This window comes from Paenibacillus tyrphae, assembly GCF_024158745.1.
Classification (GTDB): domain Bacteria; phylum Bacillota; class Bacilli; order Paenibacillales; family NBRC-103111; genus Paenibacillus_G; species Paenibacillus_G tyrfis_A.
Map to the genome: position 1 here is coordinate 535,369 of NZ_JAMZAW010000001.1, position 15,659 is coordinate 551,027.

Sequence of the window (15,659 nt, forward strand, 5' to 3'; positions counted from 1 at the left end):
ATCCATGAAATATTAAGGTTAAGCAGGATCTTTAATGGAGCGCAGCGCCGGTGCCGACGTTTCCGGCATCGTCATCGTAATGCGGCTGCCGCGGCCCCGTTCGCTTTCAATCGACAGGCCGTATTGTTCCCCGAACACCATCTGGATGCGCCGGTGAACGTTCATCAGTCCGATCCCCCCGCGCTGCCGCCCGCCCTCGTGCTCGTCGGCAAGCCGGTTTTGCTTCAGCCGTCTGCGCAGTTCTTCCAACCGGTCGGGCTCGATGCCCGCTCCATTGTCCTCCACGGACACCTGGAACAGCCCGCCCTGCTTGCGCGCATCGATGCGGATGTAATGGTGCGGCTCGAATCCGCTAGGAAACGCATGCTGAAAAATATTTTCGATAAGCGGCTGTAGCGTCAAGCGCACCATGTTTTCCAGCAGCAGCGCTGGCGGAATGACGACGTCGATCTCGAATTCCCGGCCGATCCGATGCCGCAGTACGATCATGTAATTGCGCACGTGGTTCAGTTCGTTGGCCACGGTGATTTCTTCCAGATTGGTTTGGATCGAATAGCGCAGCATGAAGGCCATCGCTTCCACCATCTCGGTAATTTCGTACGAGTCCTGGACGATGGCATAGCAGTTGATCGTTTCCAGCGTGTTGTACAGAAAATGCGGATTGATCTGAAGCTGAAGCGATTGAAATTCCGCACGCTGCCGCTCCAATTCCGCCTGACCAAGCTCTAGCGCATTTTTTTGCTGCTGCAGCTCGGCTTCGTATACTTTCTCGATCATCTCCGAAAGCCGCGTCACCATCAGGTTGTAGCTGTGAATCAATCCGCCGATCTCGTCCGTCCGTCCGATCTCGTCGATGTGCTGCCAGTTCCCTTTCTCCGTTTGCCGCATGCTTTCTTTCAGCTCGCGAATCGGTGCGACGATGGAACGGCCGAAACGGTAGGCGAGCCACAGAGCGGCAATCAGCGTCAGCAGCCCGACGCTGAGCGTCGTGGTGCGGATCGTGGACGCCGGACGCCGAAGCTCCTGTACCGGAATAGAAGCGACGAGCCTCCAGTCCGAATAGCTCGAACCTCTGGAGACAAACAGCCGCTCCTGTCCCTCATAGTGATCGATGACCGATTTTCCCGCGCTCTGCTCCATATGCCGGAACAGCTCCGGTTCCAGCTTTGCATCCTTCAGCGGCAAAGTCGGATGGTAAATAAATTCTCCTTTACCATTGATAATAAAGAAATATCCATCTTTTCCAACATTCGCGCGCTGCCATATTTTCGCCAGCTCGGCGAGCTTGAACTCGATGGCAACAACCCCGCGATTTGCATCATTGTAAGCGGAATCGCGCACTTTTCGCGCCATCGTGACGACGGTCCCCCGGTCCTCCGACCGCAGGCTCATGTTCAGCAGAACCGTCTGCCCGTCGTCGGGGGTATTGGTCATAATGTATTCGAACTTGCTCCTATATTCCGCAGGATCCAGAAAAATCAAGTTCTGGTTATCATAGATGACGGAACGCCGGTGCTGCCCGACGACATAAATCATGTTTAGCTGCTTGTACAGCGCTGCGATCGATTGCACGGAATTCGACGCGAACTTCTTAATCTGCGTGGAGTAGTAGTAATACCCGTAGCCATCGTCAGACGCAATTTCCATGAACGACCGGACGTCGGAATTCGAAGTGAACGAATTGCTCAGCAGTTCGTACGTCTGCAAATAAATATCCGTCTGGTATGCCGCGCTGTCGACGATTTGCTCCATGTACTGCTCGGCCTGGCGGTCCAGCTCTTTGGAAGACTGCACGTACGAAACGACGCCAACGGTAATCAAAGAGACGGCAATCACAATGAGAAAATAGACGTAAATTTGGCCGGACAGCGTTTTTCGCTTCATTATTCAATGCCCATCTTTTGCCGGTACTCGGATGGAAGGCATCCGGCGTATTTCTTGAACGTCTTCGTAAAATGCGGATGGTCGGCGTACCCGACCTCGCCCGAGATATCCGTAATCCGGTAATGCGGCTTCTGAAGCAGCTTCTTCGCCTTTTCCATCCGCCTGCGGGTCCGGTATTGAACGAACGTTTCCTGCGTCGAATGCTTGAATAGCTGGCTGAAATACGAGGCGTTCAAGCCGATGTGCTCCGCCACCTCTTCCAGCGAAACCTCCTCGGCCAGATGATCCTCGATGTACTGCTTCGCCTCCTCGACCGGATCCTTGCGTCTGCCCCTGCGCTTATGCCTAAGCTCCTCGCACAAGGCGCGGACGCTCCCGTCAAACCGCCGCCACGCCTCCTCCTTCTCCGAAACGTCCGCCAGCTCCAAGCCGACGCTCAGCGTGAATACGTCCCGTTTGTTGATCCGGCTCAGCAGCAAAACGTGCAGCTCGTCAAGCACATCGCACAGCCGGCTCGGCTTCAGCCCGAAGCCGTCCAGTTCGCTGCGCATCTCCGCCAATACGGCCCGCAGCTCCTGCTCCTGCAGCAGCCACACGGCCTCATCCAGCTTGACCGCCCACGTTTCCAGCCGGGTCACGGGAACGAACGTCTCGGAGCGCTGCCTAGCGCTAAAGCGTACGAGCTTCTCCAGTACCTCCTGAAACCCTTTGATGGTGACCGGCTTCAGCAAGTATTCCTTCACGCCGTAAGATACGCTTTTCTGCGCGTATTCAAAATCGTTATAGCCAGAGACGACGACAATCTGGATATCCGCGTCCATCTCAGCCACATGCCGGCACAGCTCCAGCCCATCCAGCTTCGGCATCCGGATGTCCGTAAACAAAAAATCGGGGCGTTCTTCGCGAATCCGCTGCAGCGCATCCATGCCGTTCTCGGCCGTGCGAATGTTCGTTATGGGCAGACCAGATTGCTCCACCAGCTTTTGCAGGCCTTTGCGAATCATCGGCTCGTCATCTGCGATCAAGATTCGGTACATGGTGAACGCTCCTTTCAAAGGGAGGGGTCGTGGAGAGAAAAGGATGTTAGGCAGAACGTTCGATGTAACTGTGGCGCCGGGCATGTATCGTTACGCTTCAACTCAGACACGTTTTATTCCGATCCCCGGATTAGATTAAAGATTTCAGATGAAGGGATCGGAACAAAAAACTCGCCGCGAAACGATACATGCCCTCCGGCAGGACACCGCACCTCGACCACTCACGAACCGCCTTTTCTCGCCGCGAAAAGGGATATAATATTTATTCCTCACGGCCTTGCAAGACGCAAGGCGGAGGAGTATAAACGCTTACATTTCAACCGTACTATTATGGAAGTGACGCAATTAACGGCGCGGCATCGAGATCGTCACGTTCGGATCTTTGCTTTTGAACTTCTCGGTCGCTTCCTTAACGACGTCGCTGCCGCCCTTCGATTTCCACTCCTCGATGACCTTCGGCCAATCGGAGATCGTCTCCTTGCCGTAGACCATTTTGACCATATGCTGGAGCAGCACCGGAGCGGCAAAATCGGATTCCGACGAAATGTCCGGATTTTTGATGTACGCTTCTAAACGCGGCTCGAATTGAATGCCGTCGCGTCCTTCGTTTGCCAACATTGTATCATAGATGCCAATCAATTTCTGCCCTTCCGGCGTCAGGCTAAGTGTGCCTTTGTTGTACTTCGTATCCTGCACCATCCACAGGAACGCTTGGCGGTAGCGCTCTTCGTCCACCCCTTGCGGGTCCGTCGGCGATTTGTATTCGATCTTGCCGTCCACCGTCTTGTAGGTCTCCCCTTCGATGCCGAACGTAAAGAACTTCTCCGCCTCGTCCGACAGCATCCAATCGAAAAATTTGATGATCGCCTCCGGATTTTTCACCTTTTTATTGATGAACCAAGCGCGGGTGACGGAGTTGTACAAGTAGTAGCCGCCCTTGCCGTCCGGACCGACCGGCGACGGAATCAGCTCGACCTTGGCGGTCGGGACGTTCGCCTGCAGCTGCTTCTCCCACTGCAGCACTTCATTGGCGTTCATCGCCCACATGCCCGCCTTGCCGGCCAAAATATTGTTTTTGTAAACGGTCGGGTTGATCGTTGCAAACTCCTTGGAGATCAGGCCTTCGTCGAACATCGTTTTGTACGTTTGCAGCGCCTTCGTCATGTTATCGACGTTGAAAAACTTCGGCACGATTTGATCGCCCTGCTGCATATGCATAGAGAGGTAAGGAAATGCGTCGAAGGCGCCGAAGAACGTATCCGCATATTTGAAGTTTTCGCGGCCCTGATATGGCTGTTCGACTCCCAGCTCCTTGAACTTCCGCAGCACGTTCAAGTATTCGTCGACCGTCTTCGGCACCGGCAGTCCCGCTTTGTCTAGCAGATCCTTGCGGATCGCGGTTGCGCGGCGCGAAGGGTTCGAGAGGAACTCGGGGATCGCGTAAATTTTGCCCTGGTACGTCTCTTTCTGCCAGGCGTCCTTCGGAATTTTTTTCAACAGGTTTTGCCCGTGCTTTTGCAGCAGATCGTCCAGAGGCAGGAAGACGCCCGCCTGAACGGAGCCGGCCATCTCCTTGCCCGCTACGCCGCCGCTGCCCTGTACGACATCGGGTATGTCGTTGGTGGCGAACATTTGGATCATCTTTTGCTCGAATTCCTTGTGCGGCACGAGCACGATGTTCAGATCCGTGTTGGTCAGCTCCTCCAGCTTTTTCACCCATTTGTCTTCGTTGATGTTGGGCGACTTCTCCACGTGATTGAAGGCGAGCGTTCTCATCGAGATGGAAAATTTCGCCTTTTCGTTTGGATTACCGGTTCCTTCCGCCGCCGGAGGCTCCGACGTCTTGGCGCAGGCGGTCAGCATGCTCACAGCTGCGGCCGAGGCAAGCCCGACCTTCATCCATTTCTTCATACGTACCCCTCTTTTCGGAGAAATGATATGGAGCGATTGTATTTAGTGTAAAAGGACGCCTCTTTCCAAGTATAGCCTATGACCCGCCGGGTTGTGCTTTTATTGGGGAGAACGCCCTGTTTTACCGATGTAGGAGCTTCCGGTACCTGAGGCCGGAAACTAAGATTTCACGGAGCCGACCATCATGCCTTTGACAAAATGCTTTTGCAGGAACGGATAGATGAGCACGATCGGCAGCGTCGCAATGATGATCGTCGCCATCTTGATTCCTTCCGGGTCCATATGCGCGAGCGAACTGAACTGGGAAGCCGACGGGTCGATGTTGATCTCGTTCGAATCGATCAGTTGGCGAAGCTTCACCTGGAGCGGCCTCAAGGCCGGGTTATTGACGTAGTAGAGCGCATTCATGTACGTATTCCAATGGCCCACCGCGTAGAAAATGCCCAGAGACGCCATCACGGGCTTGGAAAGCGGCATCACGATGCTCCAGATCATCCGCAGCTCGGTGCAGCCGTCGATCCGACCGGAATCGATAATCTCCGAAGGAATCTGCATAAAGAACGAGCGCATGATGAAAAAGTTAAATGCGCTGATCGCGCCGGGAAGCAGCAGCGCCCATAGCGTATTCGTCAATCCGAGGCTTTTCATCAAGATGAAGTTCGGAATAAGCGGAGCGCTGAATACCATTGTGATAAGCACCATGACGACGACGAATTTCCGCCCCACATATTCCTGCCTCGATACCGGATAAGCGAGCGAAGCGGTTGCTATCAGATTGATGAGTGTGCCGACCACCGTAATGTACACCGTAATCCCGAAGGAACGCCAGATCGAAGCGTCGCTGAATACATACTGATAGTTGATCCAGGTGAAGTCAACGGGCCAGAACAATACTTTTCCGGCAATGACGGCCTCGGAGCTGCTGAACGATTGTGCCAGCACGCCAAGGAACGGCAGAAACATCGCCAGCCCGAGCAAGGTCAGACAAATAAGATTCGCCGCATTAAAAACTTGCCAGCTTGCGCTTGCTTTTTTCATAGCTTTTACACCTCCCGCTTCCCGCAGCCGTTAATACAAGCTTTCCCCGGTTGTTTTCTTGCTGAGCGTGTTGCCGATGACGATCAACAACAGACCGACGACCGATTTGAACAAGCCGATGGCCGTCGTATAGCTGAACTGCTGCCCGAGCAGACCGACCTGATAAATATACGTGTCCAAAATTTCGCCGTTGTTTTTGTTGAGCGGGTTCAGGAACACGTAGACGCGCTCGAAGCCGAAATCCAGAAACTTGCCAATGTGAAGCAGGAACATGATCATGATCGTCGGCAGCAGCGCCGGAATCGTAATGGATAGCGTCTGGCGCCAGCGGCTCGCGCCGTCCACCTCGGCCGCCTCGTACAAGTCCGGGTTGACGCCCGCCAGCGCCGCGAGGAAAATAATCGTCCCGTACCCCGAATCGCGCCAGATGCCTGAGCCGATAAGCACCGTGCGAATCCACGATTCTTCACCGAGGAAGTAGATCGGCTCGAAGCCGAGCCAGCTGATGAACTGGTTCACCGCTCCGGTCGACGGCGACAAGATGCCGATGGCGATGCCGCTGACAATGACCCAGGACAAGAAGTGCGGCATATAGACGACTGTCTGCAGCATCCGCTTGTACAGCACCAGACGCAGCTCGTTGAGCAGCAGCGCCAGGACGATCGGCGCCGGGAACGCGATGAGCAGGTCGTACAATCCGATCAGCAGCGTATTGTTGAGAATGTTCAAAAAATCGTAATGGGCAAACATCCGTTTAAAATGCGCGAGGCCGACCCATTTACTGCCCAACATGCCTTGAAAAATATTGTAATCCTGAAAGGCGATCACCGAGCCGAGCAGCGGAACGTACTTGAAAATGAAAAAATAGACGATCCCCGGAAGCGAGATCAAATAAAGCGTTTTGTATTTCCACATGAACCGCAGTACGTTTTTACGGGTCCCGGATTTGTAACTGATCGTTTTCACCGCCTGCATTTTTACCGCCATGCGTGCCCCCTCCTTTTCCGTCCTAATGTAGTTCCATCCTACTTCGTAAAAACGCTTTCAACAATGGAATGCCTTTTCTCGTCCTTGTGTTTTTTTTGGCTTCGGGCTAAAAAAAATGTCGTCAGTCGTCGAACGCGTGCCCGGACGTCCCATTTTATGCTATATTGTTGTCATCGATAAAAAAAAGGAGTCTTTAGTCATGCAGTTTACCGGCTTTACCGCAACGGATTTCGGAACCTTTACGATAGAAGGCCTGGAGGGACGGATGGAAGCGATCCGCTCGCGCATTCAGCCTAAATTCGGCGCTATCAGCAGCGAGCTGCTGGATGAGATTGCCGTGAAGGCGGGAGAAGAGCTGTTTTTGCACATCGCCAAGCATGCGCGCCGCAAGGTGAACCCACCCGTCGACACGTGGATGTCGTTCTCAAGCAGCAAGCGCGGTTACAAGCAGCTTCCCCATTTTCAGATCGGCTTGTTCGATGACCGGGTGTTCATTTGGCTCGCCCTGATCTACGAACTGCCGAATAAGCAGGCAATTGCCCAAACGTATTTGGACCGCCTGGCTGAGGTCCGCTCCGCTCTGCCCGAAGATTTCGTGCTTTCGTTCGATCATATGCAAAAAGACGCTGTACCGGTCAGGGACTTGGATGAGAGCCAGTTCGAGCAAGCGCTCCGCCGTTTTCGCGACGTGAAGAAGGTCGAGCTGCTGGTCGGCCGCAACATTCCTGCCGATGATCCGGTGCTGGCAGACGGACAAGCCTTCCTCCGGCTGGCTAAAGAAACAATGATCTCTGCCCTGCCTTTATACAAAATGGCCAAGCGTTAAGCAAGGACAAGGCCTCCCTCCGGCTCAAGCCGACGATGGGGGCCTTTTTCTATGTTTTGCGATGCTGCATGTTCCACAGCCCCACCTTGCTCACATTTTTTACAATAATTAGTGTAAATTTAGCACCTTTTGAAATCGGTTGCATATAGTTAACATAGAACGGCCATCCATTTCAGGGAGGGGTAGGCATGAAGAAAACTGCGGTTCGTAACCTGCTGGCTGCGCTAATTGGTATTTGGTTCATAGGCGCTCCGTGGATTCTCGGTTTTTCCGGCCATTCCGGAGCTCTGTGGAGCAGTATGGCCGCCGGCTTCGCTGAACTCGCCTTCTCGCTGCTGGCATTGGGCAAAACGGGCTGGGGCTCGTGGCAGCATTGGATAGCATTTTTGGCGGGCGTTTGGTTTATGATGCTGCCCTTCGTCTTCTCGTTCGGTCTGGGGATGACCCTCTTCATTCTGGTGCTAGGCGTTGTGACGGTCCTCCTGAACTTTTATAATATGAATGCGGAGGCTTAAATTATTGATAATTTTCTGAATTTTCCGTCATGTAAGCGGTTGTTTGTGGTATAATGAAATCGTAACCCACTAAACCGCAAATGAGGTGAGGATGATGTTATTTTCTAAAATCCTTGTTGCCTATGACGGTTCGAATTTATCGAAGAAAGCTTTGAAACGTGCGGTCGAATTGGTCCAGGAACAATCTCACAGCCTACATCCTCCGCGGCTCGAAATTATTCATGTGTACGCCCTTCCTACCTTTGTCGGCAGCGAATATGCGGTTAACAGCAATTACATCGAAGCTGCCGAAGCGACGATCGAGGAAGCCAAGTCGCTCATCCCGTCGACGCTAAACGTGAAATTTACGCTGACCCGGGGGCAGCCGGCTTATAGCATCCTGGAGCATGCGGAAGAGATCGGGTGCGACCTGATTGTCATGGGAAGCCGGGGACTCGGGAAAATCCGCGAGTTCTTTCTCGGAAGCGTCAGCCATAACGTCGTGCAGCAGGCCAAGGTACCCGTGCTGATTGTGAAATAAACCGAATTCTCCTATATCGTCCGACCAGACCGCCCGACCGGCGGTCTATTCGTCGTTGCTCAAAATTTTATTTTAGCCTAAGCTTGCTTTAAAGTAAGGTTAAGCCTGGTTGCCTATCCTAATCATGGTTGCAAAACCAATCCAACATCAGGAAGGTGAACCTGCATGAAGCAAACGTATGCGAAACGGGTAATCGTCTCCTCTCTGGCACTGGCGCTTCTGCTCGGAGGCGGGGTCCTGTATGGAAGCGGACAATCTGCGCGCGCCGAAGATGCGACCGCGCAGCAGCCGTCCGAGACGAAAGCGAAAGCCGGCCCATTCCATGAGTGGTTCGGCAAGCGAAGCGGGCATGACGGCTCCGAAGACTCCGGCGCTTCCGTCAAAGGTATGCCGATCTTCGAAGAAGCCGCCGTGATTCTCGGCACGGACAAAGCCTCGCTAATCGCCTCGCTTAAAGACAAGACGCTCGTGCAGTTGGCCGCGGAGAAAAACATGAGCGAGGCCGATCTGGTCGCCAAGCTGCAGGCAGCACGCAGCAAAACGATCGACGAAGCCGCAGCCTCCGGGAAGCTGACTGCCGAGCAAGCGGAGAAGTTCAAAGGCCGCATGACGGAGCACCTGAAATCGATGGTTAACCGCACCTTTGACGGCAAAGGCGGCCGTTTCGGCATGCATGCGGGCAAAAAACATTTGGGCATCGCGCCGGACAAGCTCGCCTCCATTCTCGGAATGAGCGAGGACCAGTTGAAAACCGAACTGAAGTCGGGCAAATCGCTGACCGACATCGCGCAAAGCAGGGGAATGTCCAAAGAGCAGCTGGTCGGCAAAATCAAGGACGAGATGACCCCGTGGATTGAGAACATGGTCGACCGCAAGCCTTCGCAGGACAGGAAGAACCCTGAAACGAATAACGCTCCAACCGCTCCATAGCACTTACGATTCAATAGTGCTTACGACCTATACCGTCCCGATAGGGGCGGTTTTTTGCTTTTCCAGCCTTTACGAAAACGGCGGCGGAGTGTCACTTCATTAGACTTCGTTTATACGCGAAGATCTCCTCGACGGCCCGATGATACCCGCCCGCAGCTCGGAACGAATCGCCAAGTTCAACGCATACCTTTCGAATTGAAGTATCCTTGAGTACGCGTTCCGCCGCCTCTCTGAGATCTCCTGCGGTTAGGCCTTCTTGCTTCAGGTGTAAACCCGCACCGATTTCGGCCACGCGCCGCGCCACAACAGGCTGGTCGGCACTTTGGGGAAATACAATCAGCGGCACACCATAATAAAGGCCTTCACTGGTGCTGTTCATGCCGCCGTGTGTGATAAACAATTTGGCGCGTTGCAGTACTTTGAGTTGCGGTACGTAGTCGCGAACGATAAAATTCGCTGGAATGTCTCCCAATTCCGCAATCTGGGTTTGTCTGCCGACGGATAAAATCACAGTGTACTTCGTTTCGGCGAACGCCGCAAAACAGAGTTTGTAAAAATCCACGGCTTGATTGAAAACGGTGCCGAGCGATATGTAAATCAGATGTTCCGTGTCCAGAGGAGAGGAATCAAATTGACCCTGGGTGCGCGGCACGATAGACGGTCCAACAAACTTGTACGTCTCGTCGAAGCTTTCTCCATCAGGTTGGAAGCGTCTCGACGTGTAGACGATGGTCAGTGGCGCGGGATTGCAGAAAACCTCGTAGGCGGAGTCGACTTGCACATTGTATTTCGCTTGCATGTTACTGACCAGTTGGTGAAACTCCTGTTGTGCACGTTCATTCACGTCTGCCGGAACATGGTGCGAGAGGAGATCTTGCAGTTGGTCAAAACTGCTTTGTTGAAATGCAAAACTCGTGCACGAGTTAACTGCCGGCAGGTCAAGTATTTGCGCAAGCAAACGTCCACAGCCAAACATGGAGTCATGAATAATGTAATCAAAACGTTCTCCTTTTGTTTGCTCCAGAACACTGGGAATGACGATGTCGGCCGTGCGCAATAGTCCCCCCACTCGTACCCAAGGAGTTCTTCCTCCGGAAAGGAACGCCTCAAGAAATTTGCCTCCATCAAATGTGATCACCTCCGCCCCCGTCGGCTCGACGCGATCACGAAATTGTTCCGCTACAAAGTAAACCACCTCTTCACCGCGACGGATAAGTTCTTGAACCACACCGAGGGTTGGATTGATATGTCCTTCGGAACCTCCGTTGATCAGCAAAACGCGTGCCATAGTCATCACCTTTCATGAAGAAATTATCGTAAAGATATATCAAAATACCTAACCCGAATCGCCTTCCAAATCAACGCTTTCGAACGCTTGTTCACACTTCAGGACAATTTTGGTGTATAATATATAAGGCTCCCGAACTATGCATCAAAGAGGTGTGAGTCATGTTACCCGAATCGAACGAAGATTGGATCGAGCAGCTGCTTAAGCTAAGCGACGAAGAACCGAAAATGACGGAAAAACAAACGAAAATCCTGCATGCGGCCATCGAGATTTTTGCCGAGAAAGGCTACGCCGCAGCTTCTACGAGTGAAATCGCGCAAAAAGCAGGCGTTGCGGAAGGCACAATCTTCCGTCATTACAAAACCAAAAAAGACTTGCTGCTGTCCATCGTCCTTCCGATCATGGCTAAGCTCGTCGCCCCGTTCGTCCTCCGTAATTTTACGCCGGTGCTGGAGGCGAAGTATACCCGGTACGAGGACTTTCTGCGGTCGCTCATCCGCAACCGTCTGGAGTTCGCCCGCCAGAATTTGCCCATGATCAAAATTTTGATGCAGGAAATTCCGTTTCACCCCGACCTCCAGGAGCAGTTCAAGACGGACGTCATGAACGAAGTATTAACGCGAATCAAAAAAGTGATTGTTTTTTTTCAACAAGAAGGGCAGATCATCCCCCTTCCTGCCGCCACCGTAGTCCGGCTGACCGCCTCGGTCATCATCGGCTTCCTAATTACCCGTTTCCTGCTCGTACCGGAACAAGAATGGGACGAGGAAGAAGAAGCGGAGACGTGCATCCAATTTATTATGCACGGACTCGCCACTCGGTAAGCTGTGGAGACATACGCTTCATACTCGGGTTCCAAAGGAGACAGCTTCATGATTGTACACGGAGACCGGATCTATATCCGACCTCTTGATTTACCGGATGTCCCAGCACTCCATCTGCTGCGGGCGGAAAACGAAACGTTCTTCCGTCCGTTCGAGCCTCTGCAGGATAGCAACGCTTTTACCCTCGACGCCGTACGAGAATCTCTGGTGAAGACGATCGCCGAACGGGAGCAGGACAGTGCCTACGCCTTCGGTATTTTTTTGAACGGCACGGACGAGCTTATCGGCCGGATCAGGCTATCATCTATCGTTCGAGGGCCGTGGCAGAATGCCAATCTAGGTTATTACATTTCCGAACGCTTCAACGGGCAGGGCTATATGTCCGAGGCGGTCGGACTTGTGCTCCGGTTCGCTTTCGAGAACTGCGGACTTCACCGGGTTCAAGCGGCCATCATGCCTCGCAATAGAGGATCGATTCGCGTCGTCGAAAAAAACGCCATGCGGCTGGAAGGTCTGGCCCGCAACTATTTGCAGATCCACGGCGTATGGGAAGATCATGCGATCTATGCCATGACGCGGGAGGAATGGCCCCCGGCCCCCGGCGATCGGACGGATTCGGCGCTGAGCCATCTGGTGTGAATAAGAAAGAAAAGCCGTCGCAGCGAACAATCGCATGCGGCGGCTTCTTTGCGTTCCTCATGATTTCGTTATACGGGCTGTCCCGCTGCCCGGGTATCTGCGCGATCCGCGACGATAAAACGGTACAGCAAGTACAGGGCCGCGATACAAAGGACCGCTCCGGTCACGAACGGCACGCTGTGGTTGTAATCGTAAATACCGGCCCCGAGCAGCGGCCCGGTAATGCGGCCCAAGCTGTCCATCGAGGAGCTTAAACCGGAAGCTACTCCTTGTCCGACCTTGGTCTTCTGCGTAATCAGCGAGGTGACGCAAGGACGAATAAGCGCGTTCCCTGCGGCGAAGACGCTCAAGTAGATCGAAGCGGTAAGCAGGCTGCTGGAGAACAGGATCAGCACGAAGCCGAGCGCCGACAGCAGCAGGCCGATGCCGATCACGCGGGCTTCCTGCCCTTTTTTGATCAGCCGCCGGACCACACCGCCTTGAATCAAGGCGCCGACTACGCCGCTTACCGCGAACATGATGCCGAGCTGCGTCGGCGTTGCGCCGATCTGATCCCGTTCGAACAGCAGCAGCGTCGCCTCCAGCCCCGCCAGCGTGAACGAGACGAAGAACGAAAGCACGTACAAATATTTGAGCGAACCGACGAATGCACTCCAACGGGAAGCTTTCGCTTCTCTTGGTTTGCTCCGCATTTCCGGGGTCAGCGACTCCGGCAGCATGAAGAAGGCGAACGCGAAGGTGGCCAGCGCCAGCGCGGAAGACGCGAAGAACGGTACTTGCAGCCCGAAGTGGCTCAGCAGGCCTCCGAACGCCGGGCCGAAGATGAAACCCAGACCGATCGACATGCCGACAAGCCCCATACCCTTGGTGCGGTTCTCCTCGGTCGTAATGTCCGCAACATAAGCGACGGCGCACGCGGTAGTCGCTCCGGAGAACAAGCCTCCCAATATCCGCGACACGTACATCAGCACAAGGTTGTCCCCCGCCATGCCGAACAAGAAGAAGCTGACGCTGAAGCCGAGCGCCCCTGTCATGATAAGCGGGCGGCGCCCGATCCGGTCCGATAATCCGCCCCATACAGGAGACATCAGAAACGACGCCAAAGAATAGACCGACAACAGCATGCCGAGATGAAAGCTGTCGGCCCCCGATCCGGTGACGGCGTCGGGAAGCACCGGGATGATAATGCCGAAGCCGATAAATATCGTCATCAGCAGTACCATAATAATAGCCAGCTGTTTTTTCATATGCGTAACTGTTCCTCCCGATTTGTTGGTTGATCCTAAGACGGCCTGAGCCGCGGGTTCGGCCGAAGCCATTTGCAGAAATTATCCTTATCGTACCATAACTTTTTTGACGATGGAAACGAAAGCTTTTTAAGATTAACAAAATCGACAAACCTGCGTGCGGAAGCCTTTGAAAAGCACGCCCGGCAATGCTTTTTCCGCCTCCGTTCGCCTCCGCGGTTAATTATTCGGCCAGGTTAACAAACTATTTACCAAAAACCGCTTGCATCCGTGTCGCTTTTTGCTATACTCATTTTGTTTGCTTTTTTTCCGGCAAACGCTGGCATAGCCAACAATACTCGTACACACGAAGGGTAGGGATGACCGTGGATCAAACGAAAACTCCTCTGTTTACCGCACTTAAGGAGCATGCCGGACGCAATCCGGTACAGTTTCACATTCCAGGACATAAGAAAGGTGTCGGCATGGACCCCGAGTTCCGGGAGTTTATCGGTGATAACGCGCTCTCCATCGACCTGATTAATATAGCTCCGCTCGATGACCTGCACCAGCCGACCGGCGTTATCGAAGAGTCCCAGAAGCTGGCCGCAGCCGCGTTCGGGGCCGATCATACGTTTTTTTCCGTGCAGGGCACCAGCGGCGCCATCATGACGATGATCCTTACCGTCTGCTCCCAAGGCGACAAAATCATCGTTCCGCGCAACATTCACAAATCGATCATGGCCGCGATCATTTTCGCCGGCGCGAAGCCAATCTTCTTGAAGCCGGTTCGCGACGAAAACCTCGGGATCGATCACGGCGTGACGACCAGCTCCGTCAAACGCGCGTTGGAGCGCCATCCGGACGCCAAAGCACTACTGGTCATCAATCCGACGTATTACGGTGTGTGCGCGAACCTGAAGGAAATCGTAGATATCGTGCACAGCTACAACATTCCGGTGCTGGTGGACGAGGCCCATGGCGTGCTGATTCATTTCCACGACAAACTGCCGATGTCCGCCATGGAGGCCGGCGCCGACATGGCCGCTACGAGCGTGCATAAGCTTGGCGGCTCGATGACGCAAAGCTCCGTGCTGAACATTCGCGAAGGACGCGTGAACGTGCGCCGCGCGAAGACAATCATCAGTATGCTGACGACGACTTCGACGTCCTATATTTTGCTCGGGTCGCTGGACTGCGCGCGGCGAAATCTGGCGCTGAACGGCCACATGATGGCGGAACGGGCATTGGAGCTAGCAAACTATGCCCGTGAGGAAATCAACCGTATCCCGGGACTGGAATGCTTTGGTGAAGAAATTCTGGGCACGGAAGCGACCTACGATTACGATCCGACAAAGGTTAATATCCACGTGCGCCATCTCGGCATTACGGGCTACGATGCGGAAAATTGGCTGCGCGAGCACTATAATATCGAAGTCGAGCTCAGCGATATGTACAACGTGCTGTGCCTCGTTACGCCGGGCGATACGCGCGAAAACGTCGACACCCTACTTGTCGCGCTGCGCCGGCTGTCCGAGGAGAACTACAACATTCGCCAGGCGAACGAACTGGTCATCAAAATCCCGAAAATTCCGCAGCTCGCCTTGGCTCCGCGCGACGCGTTCTACGGAGACACGGAGCTGATCCCGTTCAAGGAGTCGGCCGACCGCATTATCGCCGAATTCATCTACGTCTATCCACCGGGCATTCCGATTCTGCTCCCGGGCGAAGTCATCTCGCAGGATCTCATCGACTACATTACCGAGCATATCGACGTCGGGCTGCCGGTCAAGGGACCGGAAGACCGCAGCATCGAATACGTCAAAGTCATCGTCGAAGCTCCCGCGATTTTCTAGAAAGTCAATTCAAGCTCTGCGTATAAAATTCTCTGCATACGCCGGTGGGGTATATCCCTCCAGCCGCTCTTGAAACCCGTGAACTTGATTAGAATTAGCGGTATCTTCACGGGTTTCAAAGGCGGACGTAAACTCTTACGGGATATACCCCACCTCTATTTGTCTGAGTTTTTCTACT

The 15,659-nt window shown here is 53.8% G+C and carries 14 protein-coding genes; 7 read left to right on the forward strand and 7 right to left on the reverse strand.

Annotated elements, in window-relative coordinates:
- Window positions 1–18: 18 nt before the first annotated feature.
- The 5 genes from NI000_RS02395 to NI000_RS02415 all read right to left on the reverse strand — a co-directional run bounded on the left by NI000_RS02395 (window position 19) and on the right by NI000_RS02415 (window position 6,857).
- Window positions 19–1,884 carry a cache domain-containing sensor histidine kinase gene (locus NI000_RS02395; RefSeq protein ID WP_253407339.1) on the reverse strand — a complete coding sequence of 622 codons (1,866 nt, stop codon included), beginning with the start codon at window positions 1,882–1,884 and terminating at the stop codon, window positions 19–21.
- A complete protein-coding gene (locus tag NI000_RS02400) occupies window positions 1,884–2,921 on the reverse strand; it encodes a response regulator transcription factor (RefSeq protein WP_253407341.1) in 1,038 nt (345 codons plus the stop codon). The genes NI000_RS02395 and NI000_RS02400 overlap by 1 nt, the downstream gene beginning before the upstream one ends.
- Before the next feature lie 345 nt (window positions 2,922–3,266).
- On the reverse strand, window positions 3,267–4,832 hold the full coding sequence (locus NI000_RS02405; RefSeq protein ID WP_253407344.1) for an extracellular solute-binding protein: 1,566 nt from the start codon (window positions 4,830–4,832) through the stop codon (window positions 3,267–3,269).
- 159 nt (window positions 4,833–4,991) lie between these two features.
- Window positions 4,992–5,870, reverse strand: a complete 879-nt coding sequence (locus NI000_RS02410) for a carbohydrate ABC transporter permease (protein WP_253407346.1) — start codon at window positions 5,868–5,870, stop codon at window positions 4,992–4,994.
- A gap of 30 nt (window positions 5,871–5,900) precedes the next feature.
- A complete protein-coding gene (locus NI000_RS02415; protein ID WP_253407347.1) occupies window positions 5,901–6,857 on the reverse strand; it encodes an ABC transporter permease in 957 nt (318 codons plus the stop codon).
- A gap of 199 nt (window positions 6,858–7,056) precedes the next feature.
- Here NI000_RS02415 and NI000_RS02420 point away from each other — a divergent pair, with 199 nt between their 5' ends.
- From NI000_RS02420 to NI000_RS02435, 4 genes are all read left to right on the forward strand, one after another.
- Window positions 7,057–7,683 (forward strand): DUF1054 domain-containing protein, encoded by a 627-nt coding sequence (locus NI000_RS02420; protein WP_253407348.1) that lies wholly within the window; start codon window positions 7,057–7,059, stop codon window positions 7,681–7,683.
- Window positions 7,684–7,871: 188 nt separating this feature from the next.
- Window positions 7,872–8,198 carry an SPW repeat domain-containing protein gene (locus tag NI000_RS02425; RefSeq protein WP_253407349.1) on the forward strand — a complete coding sequence of 109 codons (327 nt, stop codon included), beginning with the start codon at window positions 7,872–7,874 and terminating at the stop codon, window positions 8,196–8,198.
- 94 nt (window positions 8,199–8,292) lie between these two features.
- Window positions 8,293–8,718 carry a universal stress protein gene (locus tag NI000_RS02430; protein WP_253407350.1) on the forward strand — a complete coding sequence of 142 codons (426 nt, stop codon included), beginning with the start codon at window positions 8,293–8,295 and terminating at the stop codon, window positions 8,716–8,718.
- A gap of 165 nt (window positions 8,719–8,883) precedes the next feature.
- The gene (locus NI000_RS02435) at window positions 8,884–9,648 is read left to right on the forward strand and encodes a hypothetical protein (protein WP_253407351.1); all 765 of its coding nucleotides are present in this window, start codon (window positions 8,884–8,886) and stop codon (window positions 9,646–9,648) included.
- A gap of 91 nt (window positions 9,649–9,739) precedes the next feature.
- On the opposite strand, the gene NI000_RS02440 is transcribed toward NI000_RS02435, so the two are convergent.
- Window positions 9,740–10,936, reverse strand: coding sequence for a macrolide family glycosyltransferase (locus tag NI000_RS02440; protein WP_253407352.1), 1,197 nt, complete (start codon window positions 10,934–10,936; stop codon window positions 9,740–9,742).
- A gap of 161 nt (window positions 10,937–11,097) precedes the next feature.
- On the opposite strand from NI000_RS02440, the gene NI000_RS02445 reads away from it, so the two are divergent.
- A complete protein-coding gene (locus tag NI000_RS02445; RefSeq protein ID WP_253407353.1) occupies window positions 11,098–11,760 on the forward strand; it encodes a TetR/AcrR family transcriptional regulator in 663 nt (220 codons plus the stop codon).
- Window positions 11,761–11,808: 48 nt separating this feature from the next.
- Complete coding sequence (locus NI000_RS02450; protein ID WP_253407355.1) at window positions 11,809–12,399, forward strand: GNAT family N-acetyltransferase; 591 nt, start codon at window positions 11,809–11,811, stop codon at window positions 12,397–12,399.
- 68 nt (window positions 12,400–12,467) lie between these two features.
- Here NI000_RS02450 and NI000_RS02455 read toward each other — a convergent pair whose 3' ends face one another.
- Window positions 12,468–13,646: an MFS transporter gene (locus tag NI000_RS02455; RefSeq protein ID WP_253407357.1), complete on the reverse strand. Its 1,179-nt coding sequence runs from the start codon at window positions 13,644–13,646 to the stop codon at window positions 12,468–12,470.
- A 365-nt stretch (window positions 13,647–14,011) separates the two neighbouring features.
- Between NI000_RS02455 and NI000_RS02460 the strand changes: the two genes are divergently transcribed.
- Window positions 14,012–15,481, forward strand: coding sequence for an aminotransferase class I/II-fold pyridoxal phosphate-dependent enzyme (locus tag NI000_RS02460; protein WP_309247865.1), 1,470 nt, complete (start codon window positions 14,012–14,014; stop codon window positions 15,479–15,481).
- Window positions 15,482–15,659 lie beyond the last annotated feature (178 nt).